At 44.5% G+C, this 17223-nt stretch carries 17 protein-coding genes; 13 read left to right on the top strand and 4 right to left on the bottom strand.

Going from position 1 to position 17223, the window contains the following annotated elements; genetic code table 11:
* Window positions 1-63: 63 nt before the first annotated feature.
* The 5 genes from ACZ5LF_RS10510 (at window position 64) to ACZ5LF_RS10490 (ending at window position 4644) form a co-directional block, all read left to right on the top strand.
* On the top strand, window positions 64-477 hold the full coding sequence (locus ACZ5LF_RS10510) for a universal stress protein (protein WP_380570186.1): 414 nt from the start codon (window positions 64-66) through the stop codon (window positions 475-477).
* 139 nt (window positions 478-616) lie between these two features.
* On the top strand, window positions 617-1399 hold the full coding sequence (locus ACZ5LF_RS10505; RefSeq protein ID WP_380570187.1) for a Cof-type HAD-IIB family hydrolase: 783 nt from the start codon (window positions 617-619) through the stop codon (window positions 1397-1399).
* A 140-nt stretch (window positions 1400-1539) separates the two neighbouring features.
* A complete protein-coding gene (locus ACZ5LF_RS10500) occupies window positions 1540-3435 on the top strand; it encodes a heavy metal translocating P-type ATPase (protein ID WP_380570188.1) in 1896 nt (631 codons plus the stop codon).
* 13 nt (window positions 3436-3448) lie between these two features.
* Complete coding sequence (locus tag ACZ5LF_RS10495; RefSeq protein ID WP_380570189.1) at window positions 3449-4111, top strand: Crp/Fnr family transcriptional regulator; 663 nt, start codon at window positions 3449-3451, stop codon at window positions 4109-4111.
* 65 nt (window positions 4112-4176) lie between these two features.
* On the top strand, window positions 4177-4644 hold the full coding sequence (locus ACZ5LF_RS10490; protein WP_380570190.1) for a Dps family protein: 468 nt from the start codon (window positions 4177-4179) through the stop codon (window positions 4642-4644).
* Window positions 4645-4772: 128 nt separating this feature from the next.
* On the opposite strand, the gene ACZ5LF_RS10485 is transcribed toward ACZ5LF_RS10490, so the two are convergent.
* Window positions 4773-6368: a BCCT family transporter gene (locus tag ACZ5LF_RS10485; protein ID WP_380570191.1), complete on the bottom strand. Its 1596-nt coding sequence runs from the start codon at window positions 6366-6368 to the stop codon at window positions 4773-4775.
* 141 nt (window positions 6369-6509) lie between these two features.
* Between ACZ5LF_RS10485 and ACZ5LF_RS10480 the strand changes: the two genes are divergently transcribed.
* Window positions 6510-6950, top strand: a complete 441-nt coding sequence (locus ACZ5LF_RS10480) for a MarR family winged helix-turn-helix transcriptional regulator (RefSeq protein WP_380570192.1) — start codon at window positions 6510-6512, stop codon at window positions 6948-6950.
* Between the two features lie 104 nt (window positions 6951-7054).
* Here the strand turns inward: ACZ5LF_RS10480 and ACZ5LF_RS10475 are convergent, their stop codons facing one another.
* Window positions 7055-7747 (bottom strand): YjjG family noncanonical pyrimidine nucleotidase, encoded by a 693-nt coding sequence (locus ACZ5LF_RS10475; RefSeq protein ID WP_380570193.1) that lies wholly within the window; start codon window positions 7745-7747, stop codon window positions 7055-7057.
* A 117-nt stretch (window positions 7748-7864) separates the two neighbouring features.
* Between ACZ5LF_RS10475 and malQ the strand changes: the two genes are divergently transcribed.
* Both malQ and ACZ5LF_RS10465 read left to right on the top strand, forming a co-directional pair.
* Window positions 7865-9346, top strand: a complete 1482-nt coding sequence (gene malQ / locus ACZ5LF_RS10470; protein WP_380570194.1) for a 4-alpha-glucanotransferase — start codon at window positions 7865-7867, stop codon at window positions 9344-9346.
* Complete coding sequence (locus ACZ5LF_RS10465) at window positions 9343-11691, top strand: glycogen/starch/alpha-glucan phosphorylase (RefSeq protein ID WP_380570195.1); 2349 nt, start codon at window positions 9343-9345, stop codon at window positions 11689-11691. Before malQ ends, ACZ5LF_RS10465 begins: the two co-directional genes overlap by 4 nt.
* Window positions 11692-11738: 47 nt before the next feature.
* On the opposite strand, the gene ACZ5LF_RS10460 is transcribed toward ACZ5LF_RS10465, so the two are convergent.
* Together ACZ5LF_RS10460 and ACZ5LF_RS10455 are read right to left on the bottom strand one after the other, a co-directional pair.
* Window positions 11739-12164: a hypothetical protein gene (locus ACZ5LF_RS10460; RefSeq protein ID WP_380570197.1), complete on the bottom strand. Its 426-nt coding sequence runs from the start codon at window positions 12162-12164 to the stop codon at window positions 11739-11741.
* A 21-nt stretch (window positions 12165-12185) separates the two neighbouring features.
* Window positions 12186-12902: an SDR family NAD(P)-dependent oxidoreductase gene (locus tag ACZ5LF_RS10455; protein WP_380570198.1), complete on the bottom strand. Its 717-nt coding sequence runs from the start codon at window positions 12900-12902 to the stop codon at window positions 12186-12188.
* 138 nt (window positions 12903-13040) lie between these two features.
* Between ACZ5LF_RS10455 and kynU the strand changes: the two genes are divergently transcribed.
* The 5 genes from kynU to ACZ5LF_RS10430 all read left to right on the top strand — a co-directional run bounded on the left by kynU (window position 13041) and on the right by ACZ5LF_RS10430 (window position 17223).
* The gene (kynU, locus tag ACZ5LF_RS10450) at window positions 13041-14306 is read left to right on the top strand and encodes a kynureninase (protein ID WP_380570199.1); all 1266 of its coding nucleotides are present in this window, start codon (window positions 13041-13043) and stop codon (window positions 14304-14306) included.
* Window positions 14306-14935 (top strand): arylformamidase, encoded by a 630-nt coding sequence (gene kynB / locus ACZ5LF_RS10445; RefSeq protein WP_380570200.1) that lies wholly within the window; start codon window positions 14306-14308, stop codon window positions 14933-14935. Before kynU ends, kynB begins: the two co-directional genes overlap by 1 nt.
* On the top strand, window positions 14928-15770 hold the full coding sequence (locus tag ACZ5LF_RS10440) for a tryptophan 2,3-dioxygenase (RefSeq protein ID WP_380570201.1): 843 nt from the start codon (window positions 14928-14930) through the stop codon (window positions 15768-15770). Before kynB ends, ACZ5LF_RS10440 begins: the two co-directional genes overlap by 8 nt.
* Before the next feature lie 15 nt (window positions 15771-15785).
* Window positions 15786-16106, top strand: a complete 321-nt coding sequence (locus ACZ5LF_RS10435; RefSeq protein WP_380570220.1) for a hypothetical protein — start codon at window positions 15786-15788, stop codon at window positions 16104-16106.
* A 127-nt stretch (window positions 16107-16233) separates the two neighbouring features.
* Window positions 16234-17223: a TAXI family TRAP transporter solute-binding subunit gene (locus tag ACZ5LF_RS10430; RefSeq protein WP_380570202.1), complete on the top strand. Its 990-nt coding sequence runs from the start codon at window positions 16234-16236 to the stop codon at window positions 17221-17223.

The raw sequence follows: 17223 nt of genomic DNA, 5'->3' as shown, positions 1-17223 counted from the left end.
AACTGGGGAACGTCACCCGGTCTAATTAGTGTTCAAATATTTCTAACCAGAAAGGATGAGTGGATGTATAAGGAAGTGTTATTGGCGATAGATGGTTCCGAGAATAGTCGCAGAGCAGCAGAAGAGACGCTTCATCTTGCAGATGGTGAAACCCAGATCACCCTCCTCCATGTGATGGATCCCGATGACAACCAGGGGGACGTAGTAAGGTCGACGAATGAGCGTGCTTGGAATAAGCAAAAGAAGGATGAAGTGTCTTCCATCATTGCATTCTTCGACAGGGAGAATGTAGGCCATAAATATTTGACGCGCCGTGGTCTGCCCGCCAAGGAAATCATTAAAGAAGCTGAACTGGAAGATTATGAGCTTGTAGTCATAGGCAGCAGGGGACTGAGCAGGTTTCAGGAGATGGTGCTTGGCAGTGTCAGCCACAAAGTAGCTAAACGTGCAGAAATCCCAGTGATGATCGTCAAATGAGTGCTTGCGATTTGAAGTGCCATATGGATGATACCTTGATGTAGCATCTTCAATAAGAGCCTTTCTTTGACATGAAAGGCTTTTCATAAGGTATGATGGTTATGCTTTTGAATGTAAATAATAGATGAGGTGCAAGGGAATGAAGGATAAAAGCATTGTTTTCTTTGATATTGACGGGACCTTGTTGGATCATGACAAAAATCTGCCGTCTTCAGCCAGGCAGGCAATTGCAGAATTGAAGGAAGCGGGTCATATCGTCGCAATCGCAACAGGGCGTGCACCGTTCATGTTCAAGGAATTGAGGAAGTCGCTCGGCATTGATACATATGTCAGCTTTAACGGTCAATACGTCGTATTGGAGGGACGCGCGATATATAAAAATCCTCTTGACTCAAAAGCTTTAGAAGTTCTGACGGAAGATGCACTCAGCAATAAGCATCCGGTCGTCTATCTGGATGAAGAAGATATGATGTCGAACGTGCCTGAACATGAATATATCACAGAAGGGATATCGACCCTGAAGCTCGGCATGATGCCTGGTCACGATCCCACATATCATGAGACACGGGCACTTTATCAAACGCTGCTCTTCTGCCCGGAGGGTGAGGGCGCCCAGTATGAAGAAAAGCATGGCGCATTTGACTTCATCAGATGGCATCCAGTCAGCATTGATGTCTTACCGAAGGGCGGGTCAAAAGCGCTCGGCATCGAAAAGATAACTACTCAATTGGGTATTCCCGAAGAGAATCAGTATGCATTCGGAGATGGCCCGAATGATCTGGAAATGTTGAGCGCCGTCCATCACAGTGTAGCGATGGGCAATGCGGCCGACGAAGTTAAATCGTATGCCAAGTATGTCACTGAAGATGTGGATGAGGACGGCCTCCTCCATGGGCTGAAAATGGTTTGCCTTATAGAATAGAAGAACTGCAAGCAGAAGCTTGCAGTTCTTTTTTTGTCTCGAATATTGACGGTCATCAATTTTTAATCATCCGGCAGAGTCTATAATAAGAATTAAACAAGGCACCGGCATTCAAAATTAAAACAGACGAGGTGGCAATTATGATGAGATGGCTAAATAAGCATTTGAATCACATGATGTATGCTTCTGGGGCATTGATTATAGTGGGGATAATATTCAGAGTGGCGGGGTATGCCGAAATAATGAACATGACATTCATTGCTGCAACGATTGCAGCAATCGGTCCAATCGTCAACAAAGCATGGATGGCCCTCAGGATGAAAAGTTTCAGCATAGAACTCCTCATCACCATTGCAGTAATTGGGGCGATGTTGATACAGGAATACACTGAAGCGGCAATTGTAACATTCTTATTCTTGTTTGGCGCATATTTGGAAAAAAGGACTCTGAACAAAACAAGGGATTCAATTCAGGCACTTGTAGATATGGCGCCTGCAACGGCAACTGTGTCAAGGGACGGACAGGAGCACGAAGTTGATGTCGATGAGGTGGAGGAGGGGGAGAGAGTAATCGTCAGACCCGGGGGTAAAATACCAGTTGACGGCATCATATCAAGTGGCCAGGCACACATCAATGAGTCTGCCATAACCGGAGAATCGAATCTGAGGTTCAAAAATGAAGCGGCTGAAGTGTTTAGTGGGAGTGTGCTAGACGAAGGTTATATTGAACTGACGGCAACTAAAGTCGGAGAAGATACAACATTCTCTAAAATCATTGAGCTGGTAGAGGAAGCGCAGGAAAGCAAGAGTGGCACGGAAAGGTTCCTGAATAAGTTTGCCCAGTACTATACGCCAACAATCGTAGTGCTCGCGGTGTTGGTTTTCATGCTTACAGGAAACCTGCATCTCGCCATCACCTTTTTGGTCATCGCCTGTCCAGGTGCATTGATTATCGGAGCCCCTGTAGCCTACGTTGCAGGTATAGGCAATGGTGCTAAAAATGGTGCACTCATCAAGGGTGGCGAAATTATAGATAATTTTGCAAGAATCGACACAGTAATCTTTGATAAGACAGGCACTTTGACGGAAGGACGGCCTTCGGTATCAGATATCATGGTATTTGATGATACAAATCGAGACAAACTGCTTGAACAGGTTGCGAACATTGAAATGGTCAGTGAGCATCATCTGGGGCAGACAATCGTTAAAGAAGCTAAAAAGCGATCTTTGAGAGTGGATATGGAAGGTGTGACTGATGCAGAAGCATGGAAGGGTAGAGGAGTCACCGGAAAATATCAGGGAAATGATTTTGTCATCGGCAACCTCAAACTGATGGAGGATTATGAGGTGAATGTAGGGGTGAGAGCTAAAGAAGATTACATCAAACAACAAAAGTTGGGTAATACAGCGATATTTGCAGCAAGGAATGGCGAAGTCGTCGGTATCATATCCATCATGGACCAAATCAGGAGAGATGCTTTTGAAGCAATCACAACTTTGCGTGATAAAGGGATTGGGAAGTTGGTCATGTTGACGGGTGACAACGCATATTCTGCTGAAAAGGTAAGCGGTATACTCGGTTTGGATGAATATCATGCAGAATTGATGCCCGATGATAAAATGAGGTATATAGAGAATGAAAAAGAAGCGGGTAGGCGGGTGATGATGGTTGGTGATGGCATCAATGATGCCCCAGCGTTGGCATTTGCAGATGTTGGAATCGCCATGGGCCACGGCGGTACGGATATCGCAATGGAGACAGCAGATGTAGTGTTGATGGGGTCAAGGATGGAACAGCTGGCTCATGGATTTACGATTTCGAAAGCAACTTATAGAGTCATGCTTCAAAACACAGCGATTGCGTTGTTGACGGTGGCATTGCTGCTTGGCGGAGTGCTTTATGGATATATCCATCTCGCTTCTGGTATGCTCATACATGAAGTCAGCATACTGCTTGTCATACTGAATGCGATGCGTCTGAGAAAATTGAGGGAGCGTAGCCTGAAGGTCGTACAAATGAAAGAGAGCATGGTTTAGGAGGCATTATGTAATGGAACAACACGCCAATCATAAGATGTGTGTCAGGAAAGTCCCGATTTTTAACCATCTTAACGATAAGGAAATGGATGAAGTATTCAACCAAGTTAATTCAAAAACCTACAAAAGGCAAGAGCATCTTTATATGGCAGGAGACCCTGAAAACGCTCTGTTTGTCCTTCATCGCGGAAAGATTCGTATATATCGTCTGAACGAAGAAGGCAAAGAACAGTTGATCCGCGTCCTTCTGCCGGGAGACTTTACCGGTGAGTTGGCTCTTTTTGGAGGGGAGGCAATGCATGACTCCTATGCTGAAGCAGCAGAAGAGTCTAAAGTATGTGAGATTCAAAAGAAAGAATTGTACACGCTTCTTAAGGAGTATCCAGAGATCGGAATCAAAATAATAGAACGATTTTCTGAACGTTTGAGTGAAGTCGAACAGCAGACCACCAATATTTCATTGCTTAGCAGTGAAGAGCGGTTGATTGAATTTATACGCACGGATGTGGATGAGAACGATCGTTTGAAGCTGTCGATGACGAAAAAGGATCTGGCGTCCTACTTGAGTATGCAGCCTGAGACACTGACCCGGCTATTCAAAAAATTGGAACAAGACGAGATATTAGAAAGGGTCGACCATAAAACCTACATTCTGTTGGACTACAGCATACTGTAAGAAGTTTATAGACGGGGGACTAGGGTATATTTAATAATGATATCAATCAGGAAAGGTGATTATTAATGGCTAATTCAGATTGTAAACAAGAAGTAAGAGAGGCACTTAACCTACAAGTCGCCAATTTTACAGTATTATGGACAAAACTTCATAACTACCACTGGTATGTTAAGGGAAACAACTTCTTCTCATTACACGACAAATTTGAAGAGCTGTATGACACTGCAGCAGAATATGTGGATGAGCTTGCAGAACGTCTGCTTGCCATTGGAGGAGAGCCTATAGGCAAACAGTCTGAAGCAATTGAGAGGGCAACTGTAAAGGAAGCGGAATATGATATAGAGGCCAATGCGATGGTCAGACAGCTTGTCCAGGATTATGATAATATCATCCAGGAGCTTGATGAAGGCAGAAAGGTAGCTGAGGAAGCGGGAGATGACCGTACAGCGGATACATTCATCAGTATGACTACGGATATAGAAAAAAATAATTGGATGCTTAAATCATTCTTGGGCAAAGAGGTTAAGCAATAGCCATAAATTGGATAATCAACATGAAGAAGCACCCTATTGGTATTGTGCAAACAATCCATAGGGTGCTTCTGTCTTACTAAATGGCGAAATAGAGGGCGCGGAATCATTAAATTACAGCATGGCCGGCGCTACTGGTATGAATCAGTTGAGGCATTCTTCTGTTTCTTCGCAGCTTCTTTTGTATTGTATTTCCAAGCCTCGTCCTTGTCGATCATCTTTATTACAGCGTAGACCGTCAGGAACTGCAGGAAAATGATCGGTAATCCCATCAAACCGGAAACAATCTCAAGTGGGCCGAGGCCTCCGATCTGCATGAGCACAAGGGCCAACCCTGTGATGACGAGAGCAACAAATATCCTCAAGAATTTCGACGGATCCTGTTTACTCATGTCATTCTTGCTTGTATAGGCAGCAATTGTAAATGTTGTAGAATCGAGTGTCGTAGTAAGGAAAATCATCGCTATGATGATATAGACGACCATCACTATGCTTGAGAGCGGCAATGTCTGAAGAATATTTGGTATTATCTGCACCGCTTCCTGTTCACTTGCCAATGCCAACACATCGAGTTCTCCATTCAGTTGGCTGTAGACTCCGATGCCTCCCAACACACCTGTAGCAATCCAAGACAGCAATGTCGGTGCAAGAAGATAAGTCAGAATCATTTCCTTTATCGTTCTTCCTTTGGATATTTTGGCGGCAAAGATACTGTGGAGCATCGCCCAAGTAGAACTGTATGCAATCCAGAATATCATGTGGTCACGCATATGTGCAGATTGTTCTACAGCCAATGAATCCGTAAATAGGGAATAGGCGAAATAGTTGTTCAGCAGGTGACCGACCGTGTCGGTAAAATAATCAAAAATGAAGACACCCGGTCCGACGATCAATATGAAAATTGCAAGCAAGCCTGCAAGATACATGTTCGCCAGGCTCAACCGTTTGATGCCTTTCTCGATGCCGAGGTATGCACTGAGCGAGAACAAAGAGACCCAGATGAGAGTGACAATCATGGTCATGGTGAATGTCACTTCCGTATCAAGAAGGGCAGCCAGGTTGGAGGTGATGATCGGTGTGCCTAACCCCAACGTGACGGCAGCACCTGAAAGGATGCTGACAAGGAAGAGTATATCAATAAGTATACCGCCGATGCCATCAGTGAATTTATCTCCAAAAATGACGCGTGTCGCTTCTGAGATGCGCATCATCGGACGTTTCTTTACGTGGATGACATAAGCGACTGCAGGAGCAGTCATGACAAATATGGAGAAGATCTGGAAGCTCCACATGTACATCGCATAGGCGTTACCCCATAACAGGGCTTCGTTGGAGCCAGCTTCTATACCGAAAGGGGGATTGTTTGCAACTTCGGCCCACTGTATCATACCAGTTCTCATTATGGTGGAACCGAGTCCCATTGCAATCAATATCGAAGCGTAGGATAATAATGAAAACCGTGGTTTCTCATCAGGATCCCCCAGCACGACCTGCCCGTATTTTGAAAAAGAGAGGTAAAGGCCAAGTCCGAGTAGAATGGTGGCATACCAGATGTACCCCCATCCGAACGAAGCTATGATCTGATCGAAAATCCCATTAAGTATTTTTAGAGACTGTGACTCATAGAATGAGAAGGGTATACTTATTGCAATGATCAGTAAAACGGAAGGTAGAAATATTTTCCAATCAATCGCCCTCCATCCAGTGAGTTTTGGTTTGTTCGACATTTTATTTTCCTCCTTGTCATCAAATTGTTACACTATATGCATGCGTAATGCATATAGTGTAACATATTTTCACTCCCTAAAATGTTTTGTAGTACAATACACGTTATGAAGATAATATAAACTCGAATGGAGAAATGAACCATGGACGAATCCAATGACCAAGCACTATCTTTGAAATTATATGTTATACTTCACCACGCTTTCCATGCCTTGCAGACTGAAGCTTTCAGGGATATGCGGAAGCATGGTTTGAAACCGACGGCTTTTGCGGTGCTTGAATTGTTGTATAGTAAAGGTCCCCAACAAATTCAGCATATTGGGGAAAAGGTATTGATTTCTTCAAGTTCAATTACGTATGTCGTGAACAATCTTGTACGAGAAGGATACGTCAGGAAAGAGCAATACAGTGGCGATCGGCGCATCACTTATGCCAGCCTGACGGAAAATGGTCAGGAATTGATGAAACACACTTTTCCGGAGCATGCGGAGCGTCTTGAGCAGGTGTCCGGAGGACTGGATGCAGAAGAGAAGGCTCAGTTGATTGATTTACTGAAGAAGTTGGGTAAGAATGCCAGCGGCTGATATGAACTCCATGGTAAGGGGGCGACATGAATGTGTCGTCCTTTTTTGTGCTCAATCCACCGAGGTTCAGGATGCATCATACTGTTTCACACGAAACATCCCCTTTAGTAATTCAGTATTCCTGTAAGTTCATCCAACCGGCTAACTATATAATCAGGAGCATAAGAATGAGGATTCGTATGGTTGTCAGGATTGAACCAGCATGTGTCTATTCCACTATTGATGCCTCCTTTGATATCTGATGTCAACGAATCACCGACGATGAGTGCTTCATCATGCCTAAATCCTGGAATATTCATAGCCACATGATCAAAAAAAGCCTTCATAGGTTTCTGATACCCCGTATCCTCACTGATGAAAACATTTAAAAAATAAGGGCGCAAACCTGATTTCAAAAGCCGGGCTTCTTGAGTCTCCTTAACGCCATTGGTGATGATATACAGATTATGGTGATCTGACAAACTATGAAGGAGATCCAGGACTCCGTCGAACAGCCGAGTACCATACTCAGTGATATTGCGGCGATACAGATTATCGACTTCATGACCATCGACTTCAAAGCCAATTGTGGAAAAGAAACGTTCATGACGCAATTTCAAGACATCTTCCTTTGAGATGAGATCTTGTTCAAGCAACTCCCAATGTTTTCTGTTTATTTTCTTGTACATGTTGAAGTGCTGTGGGATACTCTTGATTCCGTAATATTCAAGCACCTTCTTCAGAGCAGTATGTTCAGCATGACCAAAGTCCAATAGTGTATCGTCCAAATCGAATAGTAGTGTCTTATAGTCCTTCAAGTTTTAGCCTCCCTACAATGTGTGGTAACATCAACAATTATAAAGTTATTTTAGTGTAAATGCATATGGTATATTTAAGTGGAATTGCAAACGTTTGCACACAAAAGGAGGATGCATATGGAAGAGCGGTCCAGTGGAATATTGCTTCATATATCTTCATTACCCGGGAAATACGGAATTGGGGATTTTGGTGAAAATGCATACCATTTTGTAGATTTTCTCAGCGCTTCGAGAACCCGATACTGGCAGATATTGCCGCTTGGCATTACGAGTTACGGGGACTCGCCCTATCAAAGTTTTTCCGCCTTTGCCGGCAATCCTTATTTTATCGATCTGGACAGGGTCATTGAATCCGGTTGGCTGAGGAAGTCTGAAATCACGAGGACGGATCTGGGTGAAGATGATGATACAGTCGATTATGCAAAATTATATGAGGGTAAAATGGCGTTGCTGGATACAGCATTTCAACGTGCGTATCCGGATGTGAAAAATGAATTGGAATCTATGATGGAGCGTCATTCAGATTGGCTGCCTGATTTCGCCCTGTTTATGGCGATTAAACGGGCCCATGATAATGCGGCCTGGACGGAATGGCCTGAACGCTACCGCTTACGGGATGCTAAGACGCTGCAACGCTTCTATGAGAAGCATGAAGCGGAGATTATGTTTTGGGTATTCACCCAATACCTCTTTTTTGAACATTGGCACGATCTTAAGGAGTATGCCAATGGCAAAGGTATAAAGATCATTGGCGACATACCTATTTATGTGGCTGCAGACAGTGTCGATGTATGGTCGCGACCAGATCTCTATAAACTGGATGAAAACCTGCATCCGAGTGTGGTGGCAGGAGTCCCACCCGATATGATGAGCGATACCGGACAGCTATGGGGGAACCCCATCTATGATTGGGAGAAGATGAAGGAAGAGGATTACCATTGGTGGATCAGACGTGTCGAAGAAAGCTTCGAATTATATGATGCTGTGCGGATTGACCATTTCAGAGGATTTGAAGCATATTGGGAAGTGCCAGCCCAAGACGAAACGGCTGAAGATGGCAGATGGGTGAAAGGCCCTGGACTGCCTCTCTTTGAAGCCATACGTGAAAAACTAGGGGAGAAGGATATACTGGCTGAGGATCTTGGATTCCTTACCGAGGAAGTGTATGAACTTATTGCATCGACCGGCTATCCAGGAATGAAAGTGCTGCAATTTGGTTTCGGGGGCAAAGAATCGGAATATCTTCCTCATAACTATACAAGACATACAATTGCCTATACAGGCAACCACGATACACAGACCACAAAGGGATGGCTTGACAGTGCAGATGGTGATACTTTCAACAAAGTCCAAGCATATTTGAACTTGACTGAGGCAGAGGGGCACGTCAACGGCTGCATCAGAGGCGTTTTCGCATCCAGTTCGAAACTTGCAATAATACCTGTGCAGGATCTTCTGGGCCTGGACGATGCTGCGCGGTTTAACGTTCCATCCACAATTGGCGGCAATTGGGAATGGCGTCTGACACCGGGGTCGCTCACCAAGGCGCATAAAGATTATCTGAAAAATATGAACGAACGATACGGGAGGTCGCTATGACATCATTAAAACTTAAAGAAAGAATCGAAGGCCAGGCGTATGAGAGCCATGGGCAATCCTTCTATGAATTGAATGAAAAAGAACAGTTCATCGTGGTTGGCAATGCAGTCATGGAACAGCTTGTGCCAAAATGGATAGAATCAAAGAATAAATTCAAAAAGAAGAAACAGGCCTATTACCTGTCTGCAGAGTTCCTGATGGGGCGCGCACTCAGCAATAACCTTGTCAATATGGGTATGGAAGATGAAGTCAAACGCACACTTGAAGAGATGGGGGTCGACTATAATGCCCTCGAGGAAGCCGAGGATGATGCTGGCCTCGGAAATGGAGGATTGGGCCGTCTGGCTGCTTGTTTCCTCGACTCAGGGGCAACCCTTGATTATCCTTTGTCGGGCTATGGCATCCTTTACCAATACGGCATATTCAAGCAAAATTTTGTTAATGGTTTTCAGGTGGAGGAAGCGGATCCGTGGCTTGAGCATGACAATCCGTGGCTTATAAAGAACAGCAATGATACGAGGGTTGTTGAATTCAGCGAAGCGGACAAAGTAGAAGCGGTCCCTTACGATATGCCGATTGTAGGGTATGGAGGGGAGACAATCAATACGCTGCGTCTATGGAAAGCGGAAGCCATCAATAAATTCGATTTCAATGCATTCGATGAAGGAAAGTACATCGAGTCTGTCCGCGCCCAGAACGAAGCAGAAACGATTTCGCGCATCCTCTACCCCAATGACTCGACATATGAAGGCAAACGCCTCAGATTGAGGCAGCAGTATTTTTTCACATCGGCCTCTTTGCAGGATCTTATGGAAAAGTATAAGGCGGAAGGTCATAAGAATTATGATGACTTCTCCAAGATGCATTCCATACAGTTGAACGACACCCATCCGGCCATGGCGATACCTGAATTAATCCGACTGCTTGAAAATGAAGGTGTGGAGTTCGAAAAAGCTTTCGATATCACCCGAAAATCGATGGCGTATACGAACCACACACTACTGGCAGAGGCACTGGAAGTTTGGGAAAAGGATTTGTTCATCTCGGCAGTGCCGAATCTCTACCCTTACATTGAACAAATCAATGCACGTCTGATCGGCGAACTGAAAGAGTGGAAGATAGATGAGTCAGATTGGCATAAATACCTGATCATCCAAAACAACTCGATTCATATGGCTTTTATGTCCATCTATGCAACTAGGGCTGTCAACGGTGTAGCTGCCATCCACACCGAACTGCTGAGAACGGATGTCATCAAAGCGTGGCATGATATTTTTCCTGACCGCATACTCAACAAGACTAACGGCATTACTCAAAGGAGATGGCTATTGCAATCGAATCCTCAACTAAGTGAAATGATCACCGATTTGATTGGTTCAAAAGATTGGATCACTGATTTGATGAAGTTGAAAGGTATTGAGGAAAGATTTGAAGAAGAGGAGGTGCTGGAGCGTTTCATAGATGTCAAAAAAGAAAAAAAAGTGGAGCTTGCCGATTATATACGCTTCCACGAGGAGGTCGACATCGACCCCGACTCCATCTTCGACATCCAGATAAAACGACTGCACGAATATAAGCGTCAGCTTATGATGGCATTCTATATAGCAGACTTATATAACCGCATCAAAGCAGAACCTGATGCCGATTGGACCAAGCGGAGCTTCATCTTCGGAGCAAAAGCGGCTCCCGGCTATTATGCTGCAAAATCCATCATCAAATTCATCAATGAGCTTGCAAATAGGGTGAATAAAGATCCCGAGGTCAACACTATCATCAAGGTCGTGTTCGTGGAAAACTACGGTGTCTCCTATGCAGAGAAGCTGTTCCCGGCAGCCGACGTCTCAGAACAGATTTCCCTGGCAGGGAAGGAAGCTTCTGGGACAGGTAATATGAAATTCATGCTGAATGGAGCCGTGACAGTCGGCACGATGGATGGTGCGAACGTGGAAATCGTAGAAGAAGCGGGTCGGGAGAACAATTACATCTTTGGAATGGAAGTTGAAGAAGTTGTAGAAAAACGTGGTAAATATGACCCCAAAAAGGCTCTTAAGAAGACAGAAGGGTTGAAGGACGTAGTCGAGTCGCTTGTTGACGGGACTTTCAACGACAATAACACCGGTATGTTCCAAGACTTATATGACAGCCTCATCCATGACGACCAGTACTTCGTGCTGGAAGATTTTGCAAGCTACCGTGAGGCGCAGGATCAGATAGCAAGTGATTTTAAAGATCCGAAGATGTTTTACAGGAAAGGATTCATCAATATGGCGAACGCCGGTAAATTTTCATCCGACCGGACGCTTGAAGAGTATGCAAAAGAAATATGGCTTGTCAATAAAGGATGAATGCATAAAAAGTGCCCAGCCGGGTTACGGCTGGGCACTTTTTATTATTATTCGGACAACAGGAAAGCTTCTTCATCGCGGGAATGGATTTCATCTACAATGACGATTGAAACAGAGTAATCCACAAGCTTTTGGAAATCGACTTCATCTTTGGCAAGCTCTTCCTTCATCTTATCGATCATGATTCGCATCAGATCGTGGTCTCGGGTCAGATGTTGAATCTTGTCATGCATATCGGGATTGTTGCGTACAGTTTCTTCATACAGTCCTGACTCTTCCTCTTCACTGTCGGCATGCGTCAATATACGCTGTTCAACATACTCTATGAACGATTGCATTTCTTCAGCAAGTTCCTTATGTTCCATTTTATTCAGCATGATTTTCATATCGGCTACGTGATCCTCTGCACCTCCTAGACTTGCATCGTGGATGGCTCTATGTGCATGCAATTGTTTCAGGGCAGGTCCTGCCATGTCACCACTCCTTAACGTTTATTATTTGTGGATGGGATTGGTTGCCCACATTTGACTTGTTTTGATGAAAGTGCGCGGATTCAGCTTGAGTTGACTGACAATGATGTCCGCAATATCTTCCGGATGGGTCATTGATTCTTCTTTCAGGCTGGATTCTCCAATGAGGTCAGTCAGCACGGCTGACGGTGTCAAATAGGAAACGCGGATATTATGTTTGCGCATTTCCTGCATCACGCCTTCTGTCATGCCTATGACAGCATATTTAGTGGCAGAATAGAGTGCGCTGTGTGAAGAAGCCTTCAAGCCGGACATGGAAGAGATGTTGATGACATCACCAAGACCTTGCTCCTGCATCATCGGGAGGACACCATGCATCATATTGTAGATGCCGAACAGGTTGACATTCATCATCTCACTTAAGTCATCTTCGGAACTTTCAAGGAAAGGCATATGTTTCATGATGCCGGCATTATTGATGAGTATATCGATGCGAGGAAATGCATCCTTCACTTCGTTCAACATGCGTGTTACATCCTCATTACGCGAAACATCTCCGTTTAAAGCGACAATCTGTACATCATGTTTTCTGAGTGAATCGGCAGCATCGGCCAAAGTGTCGGCATTTCTTCCAATTATTGCTACGTTTACATCTTCTTCGGCCAAAGCATGGGCCGTCGCCAATCCAATGCCTCGTGTGCCGCCGGTAATGACTGCATATTTACCTGTGATATCCTGCATATACAATTCTCCTTCTTGTTCATTACTATAACGTCATTATAACAAAGAGAGAAGGAACAGACATGGAAGAGACTTTAATTGTGGGGATTTCACTGTATAATGGAGAAAAGGCTTACATATATAAAGAGGAGGCATATTATGGAAGAATGGTTGAAGACAGCACGCGACAAAGATTCAAATGATTCATTGGCGAAATTCAGATCACAGTTCTACATCGGTTCAGGCAATTATTATATGGACGGCAATTCCCTAGGACTGATGAGCAAGGCAGCTGAGGAAAGCCTCCTGTCGGTCATGGAAGATTGGAAACGCCATGCCATCGATGGATGGACCGAAGGGGAACGGCCGTGGTTCTATATGAGCGAACGCATTGGGGAAATGATGGCTGATCTCATTGGAGCCGGGCACCACGAAGTGCTCGCGACGAATTCAACTACAATGAATATCCATCAGACGGTAAGGACGCTCTATAAACCGACAGAGAAGCGGTATAAGATCTTGGTTGATGAATTGAACTTCCCCTCTGATATCTATGCTGTGCAAGCAACCCTCGATGATTTCGGCTACTCGGACGGTATGGTCAAAGTGCCATCCCCGAACGGGCATACGTTGTCTACGGAGACCATTATAAATATGATGGATGACAGTATCGCATTGGTTCTTTTGCCTTCCGTCCTATACAGGAGCGGGCAGATTTTGGACATGGAACAGATAACGGAGCATGCAAAAAAGCATGACATCATTATCGGTTTCGACCTGTGTCATTCAATCGGTGCCATCCCTCATGATTTAAAGGAGTGGGGGGTCGATTTTGCAATCTGGTGTACTTACAAACATCTAAACGGTGGTCCGGGTTCTGTTGCCGGATTGTATGTGAATGAAAAACACCATTCTCGGGAAGTTTCTCTGAGGGGATGGTTCGGCAACAATAAAGAAACCCAGTTTGATATGTCGCATACGTTTGATCCTGCTTCCGACATCAGCCAGTACCAAGTCGGGACCCCACATATCTTTTCGATGGCACCGCTTCTTGGTTCACTCGAGATATTTGAGGAGGCAGGCATTGCAGCCATCCGCGAAAAATCCCTCGAATTGACGGATTTCATGATTACAATGATTGAAGATATGTTCGAAGAGGGTGAAATTGAAATCGTCACCCCGAAAGATCATGAGGCAAGAGGGGGGCATATCCTCATTGGCCATTCCAATGCGGCAGGTATCAATGCAGCATTGAAATCCAAGGGCGTCATTCCCGATTTCAGAGCGCCAAGCTACGTCCGGATTGCACCCGTTGCCCTATACAACTCATTTGAAGATGTTTATCATACGATAATGATATTAAAAGAAATTATGGATGGACGGCTGTACGAAAAGTTTGAGAATAAGCGGGGAGTGATTGCCTGATGTGGATGGATATTACCCAGATGCTTGAAGAGGATATCGCACATTGGCCCGAAGACACGCCTTTTAGCTATGAACGTACTGTCACCAAGGCAGAGAGTGGTTCTGTGAATATCGGCAAAATCACAACAAGCACCCATATCGGTACCCATATTGATGCGCCTTTTCATTTTGAGGAAGACGGTGACACCGTCGATCAGCTGGATATCAACCGGTATATTGGAGAGGCGACGGTAATAGCAATAGAAAACTCGGAAGAACTGGGATTTGAGGCAATCAAGCAGTTTGATATCAGAGGGAATATACTGCTTATAAAAACTAAAAGAAAATCCGACACTACAGTTTTTCCGGAAAGTATACCCGTGCTTGAAAAAAGGGCAGTGGAATATATGGCTGCCCAAGGAATCAAATTGTTCGGGACAGATGTCACTTCAGTAGATCCGATTGACTCCAAAACCCTTGATATTCATCATCTACTCCATGAGAGGGACATCATGATTCTTGAAAATGCAGTGCTGGACGATGTCGCTCCAGGCTACTATGAATTCGTTGCATTGCCATTGAAGATTAAAGGGGCAGATGGTTCGCCGGTGCGTGCTGCGCTGCAGTATAAGGCGGATTTAAATGACTGATTATCAGGATCATACACTGGACGGAGAAGAAGTGAAGACTGATTTTTCTAAAGATATGACTTACAGCGAATATCTCAATCTGGAGCAGATACTGTTTGCTCAGGATACTATGAGTGAAGAGCACGATGAGACACTGTTCATCATCATCCACCAAGTGACCGAATTGTGGATGAAACTCATCATCCATGAAATAAATTCAGCCATTAAAGATATAAGGGAGGATAATTTCAGGGAATCGTTCAAAAAACTTGCGCGGGTCACCAATATACAAAGGCAGATCATTGCTGCATGGGATGTACTTTCAACAATGACTCCAAGCGACTATCTAAAATTCAGGGATGCACTAGGCAATGCCTCCGGATTTCAATCCTATCAAAACCGTATGATGGAATTCAGTCTCGGCTACAAGACGACACATGCATTAAAAATTTATGGAAAAGATCCTATCATCCATGCGAAGTTGAAAAAGCAGATCATGACACCGAGCATCTATGATGAAGTTATACGCGCAGTGGATAGGGCGGGATTCAATATAGACAAGGAAGTCCTCGAGCGTGATGTAATGGAGAGATATGTACCTGACCCATCCGTCAAAGAGGCCTTCAAGCAGATATACCTCAATACTGAAGATTATTTTGAACTGTACGAGATGCTCGAAAAACTGGTTGATGTGGAAGACCTGTACAGTCAATGGCGATTTAGGCATATGAAGACTGTCGAGAGGATCATCGGTTTCAAGAAAGGCACCGGGGGGAGCTCTGGTGTGAACTATCTGAAACGCGTCATAGATGATTATTTCTTCGAAGAACTTTGGGAATTGCGTACTGAATTGTAGGAAGGGTGTCTTTTGATGCGGGACTTTGGGCAGACCAATATATTTGATGATGTGATAAGAGAAGATGAGACGTTTGTGATTGTTGTGCAGGAAGTGGCCGGGTCGGGTGCACGATTGCAGAAGCGTGTCCTACGGGAGTACCCGGGCCTTAAAATGGAAGGAATGAAGAATTTATACGAACACTTAAAAGACGTCTATCTGGAAGAGGCGTTCTCGGAAGATGGAAAATACTTTGATATTACGGTCTATACCAATGAAGATTATGCAGGTGAAAATGTCTATGCACATACCAAACGGCATAAAAACAGCAAAGTATGGACGACGACTCCGAAATAAAAGGCTCCTGAGGGGTCTTTTTTTTATGCAAATAAAATAGAATATTCTAAAATATCAAGCCAATGTAAGCGCTATTATGTTACAATATATAGTAAGTAAGATAAAAAATACAAAGGGGACTGGGATTATGAAGAAATTTTCATGGTTGCTTGTATTGATGATGTCTCTATCTTTTGCTTTAGCTGCCTGTGGCGGTGAAGGAGAGGAGGCGTCCAGTTCAGGTGAAGGGGACTCTTCTGGAGAAGGATGGGTTGAAAATGTCACTGTGTTGACCGGGGGCGAAGCAGGGGTATACTTCCCGATTGGTGTTGCGATGGCGGATATCATTGATTCCCAATTGGAAAATGTGTCGGCTACTGGTGTTTCATCAGGTGCCTCCGTTTCCAACACGGAGCAGTTGAATAATGGTGAAGCGCAGCTCGCTCTTGTCCAGAATGATATTGCGTACTACGGAGTAGAGGGGACGAACATGTTTGAAGAACCCCTTGAAAATTACAGCGGTGTACTCACACTCTATCCTGAGACTATCCAGCTGGTCACACTTGCAGACTCTGGAATTGAATCCGTAGCGGATTTGGAAGGCAAGCGTGTAGCGATTGGAGATGTTGGTTCGGGTACAGAAGCAAACGCCAAACAGATTCTCGAAGCCCATGACTTGAGCGAATCCGACTTGGATGCACAGTATCTTGATTTCGCGGATGCTTCGACGAACCTCCAAGATGGTAACGTCGACGCGGCATTCGTTACAGCCGGCACACCAACCGGTGCGATTCAGGAATTGAGCGCCAGTGCAGATGTGAAGTTGGTCAGCTTCGATCAGGATGCAATTGATTCATTGACAGAAGAATATTCCTATTATACGCAACAGGATATTCCTGAAGATGCTTATGAAAACTTTGACAGTACAGCGACTACGGTAGCTGTACAAGCTATGGTGATTGCCTCCAATGATATTCCTGAAGATCAGATGTATGAAATGACGAAGGCGCTGTTTGAAAATCTTGATGATTTGAGCAATGCTCATGTCCGTGGTGAAGAAGTGACGCTCGACACTGCACAGGATGGTATGCCGATTGATCTTCATCCGGGTGCCAAAAAATATTATGATGAGCAGTAA

It is taken from the genome of Salinicoccus siamensis, from assembly GCF_055391965.1.
Note: the sequence above shows the minus strand (reverse complement) of the source record. Positions and strands in the feature narration are given on the sequence as shown.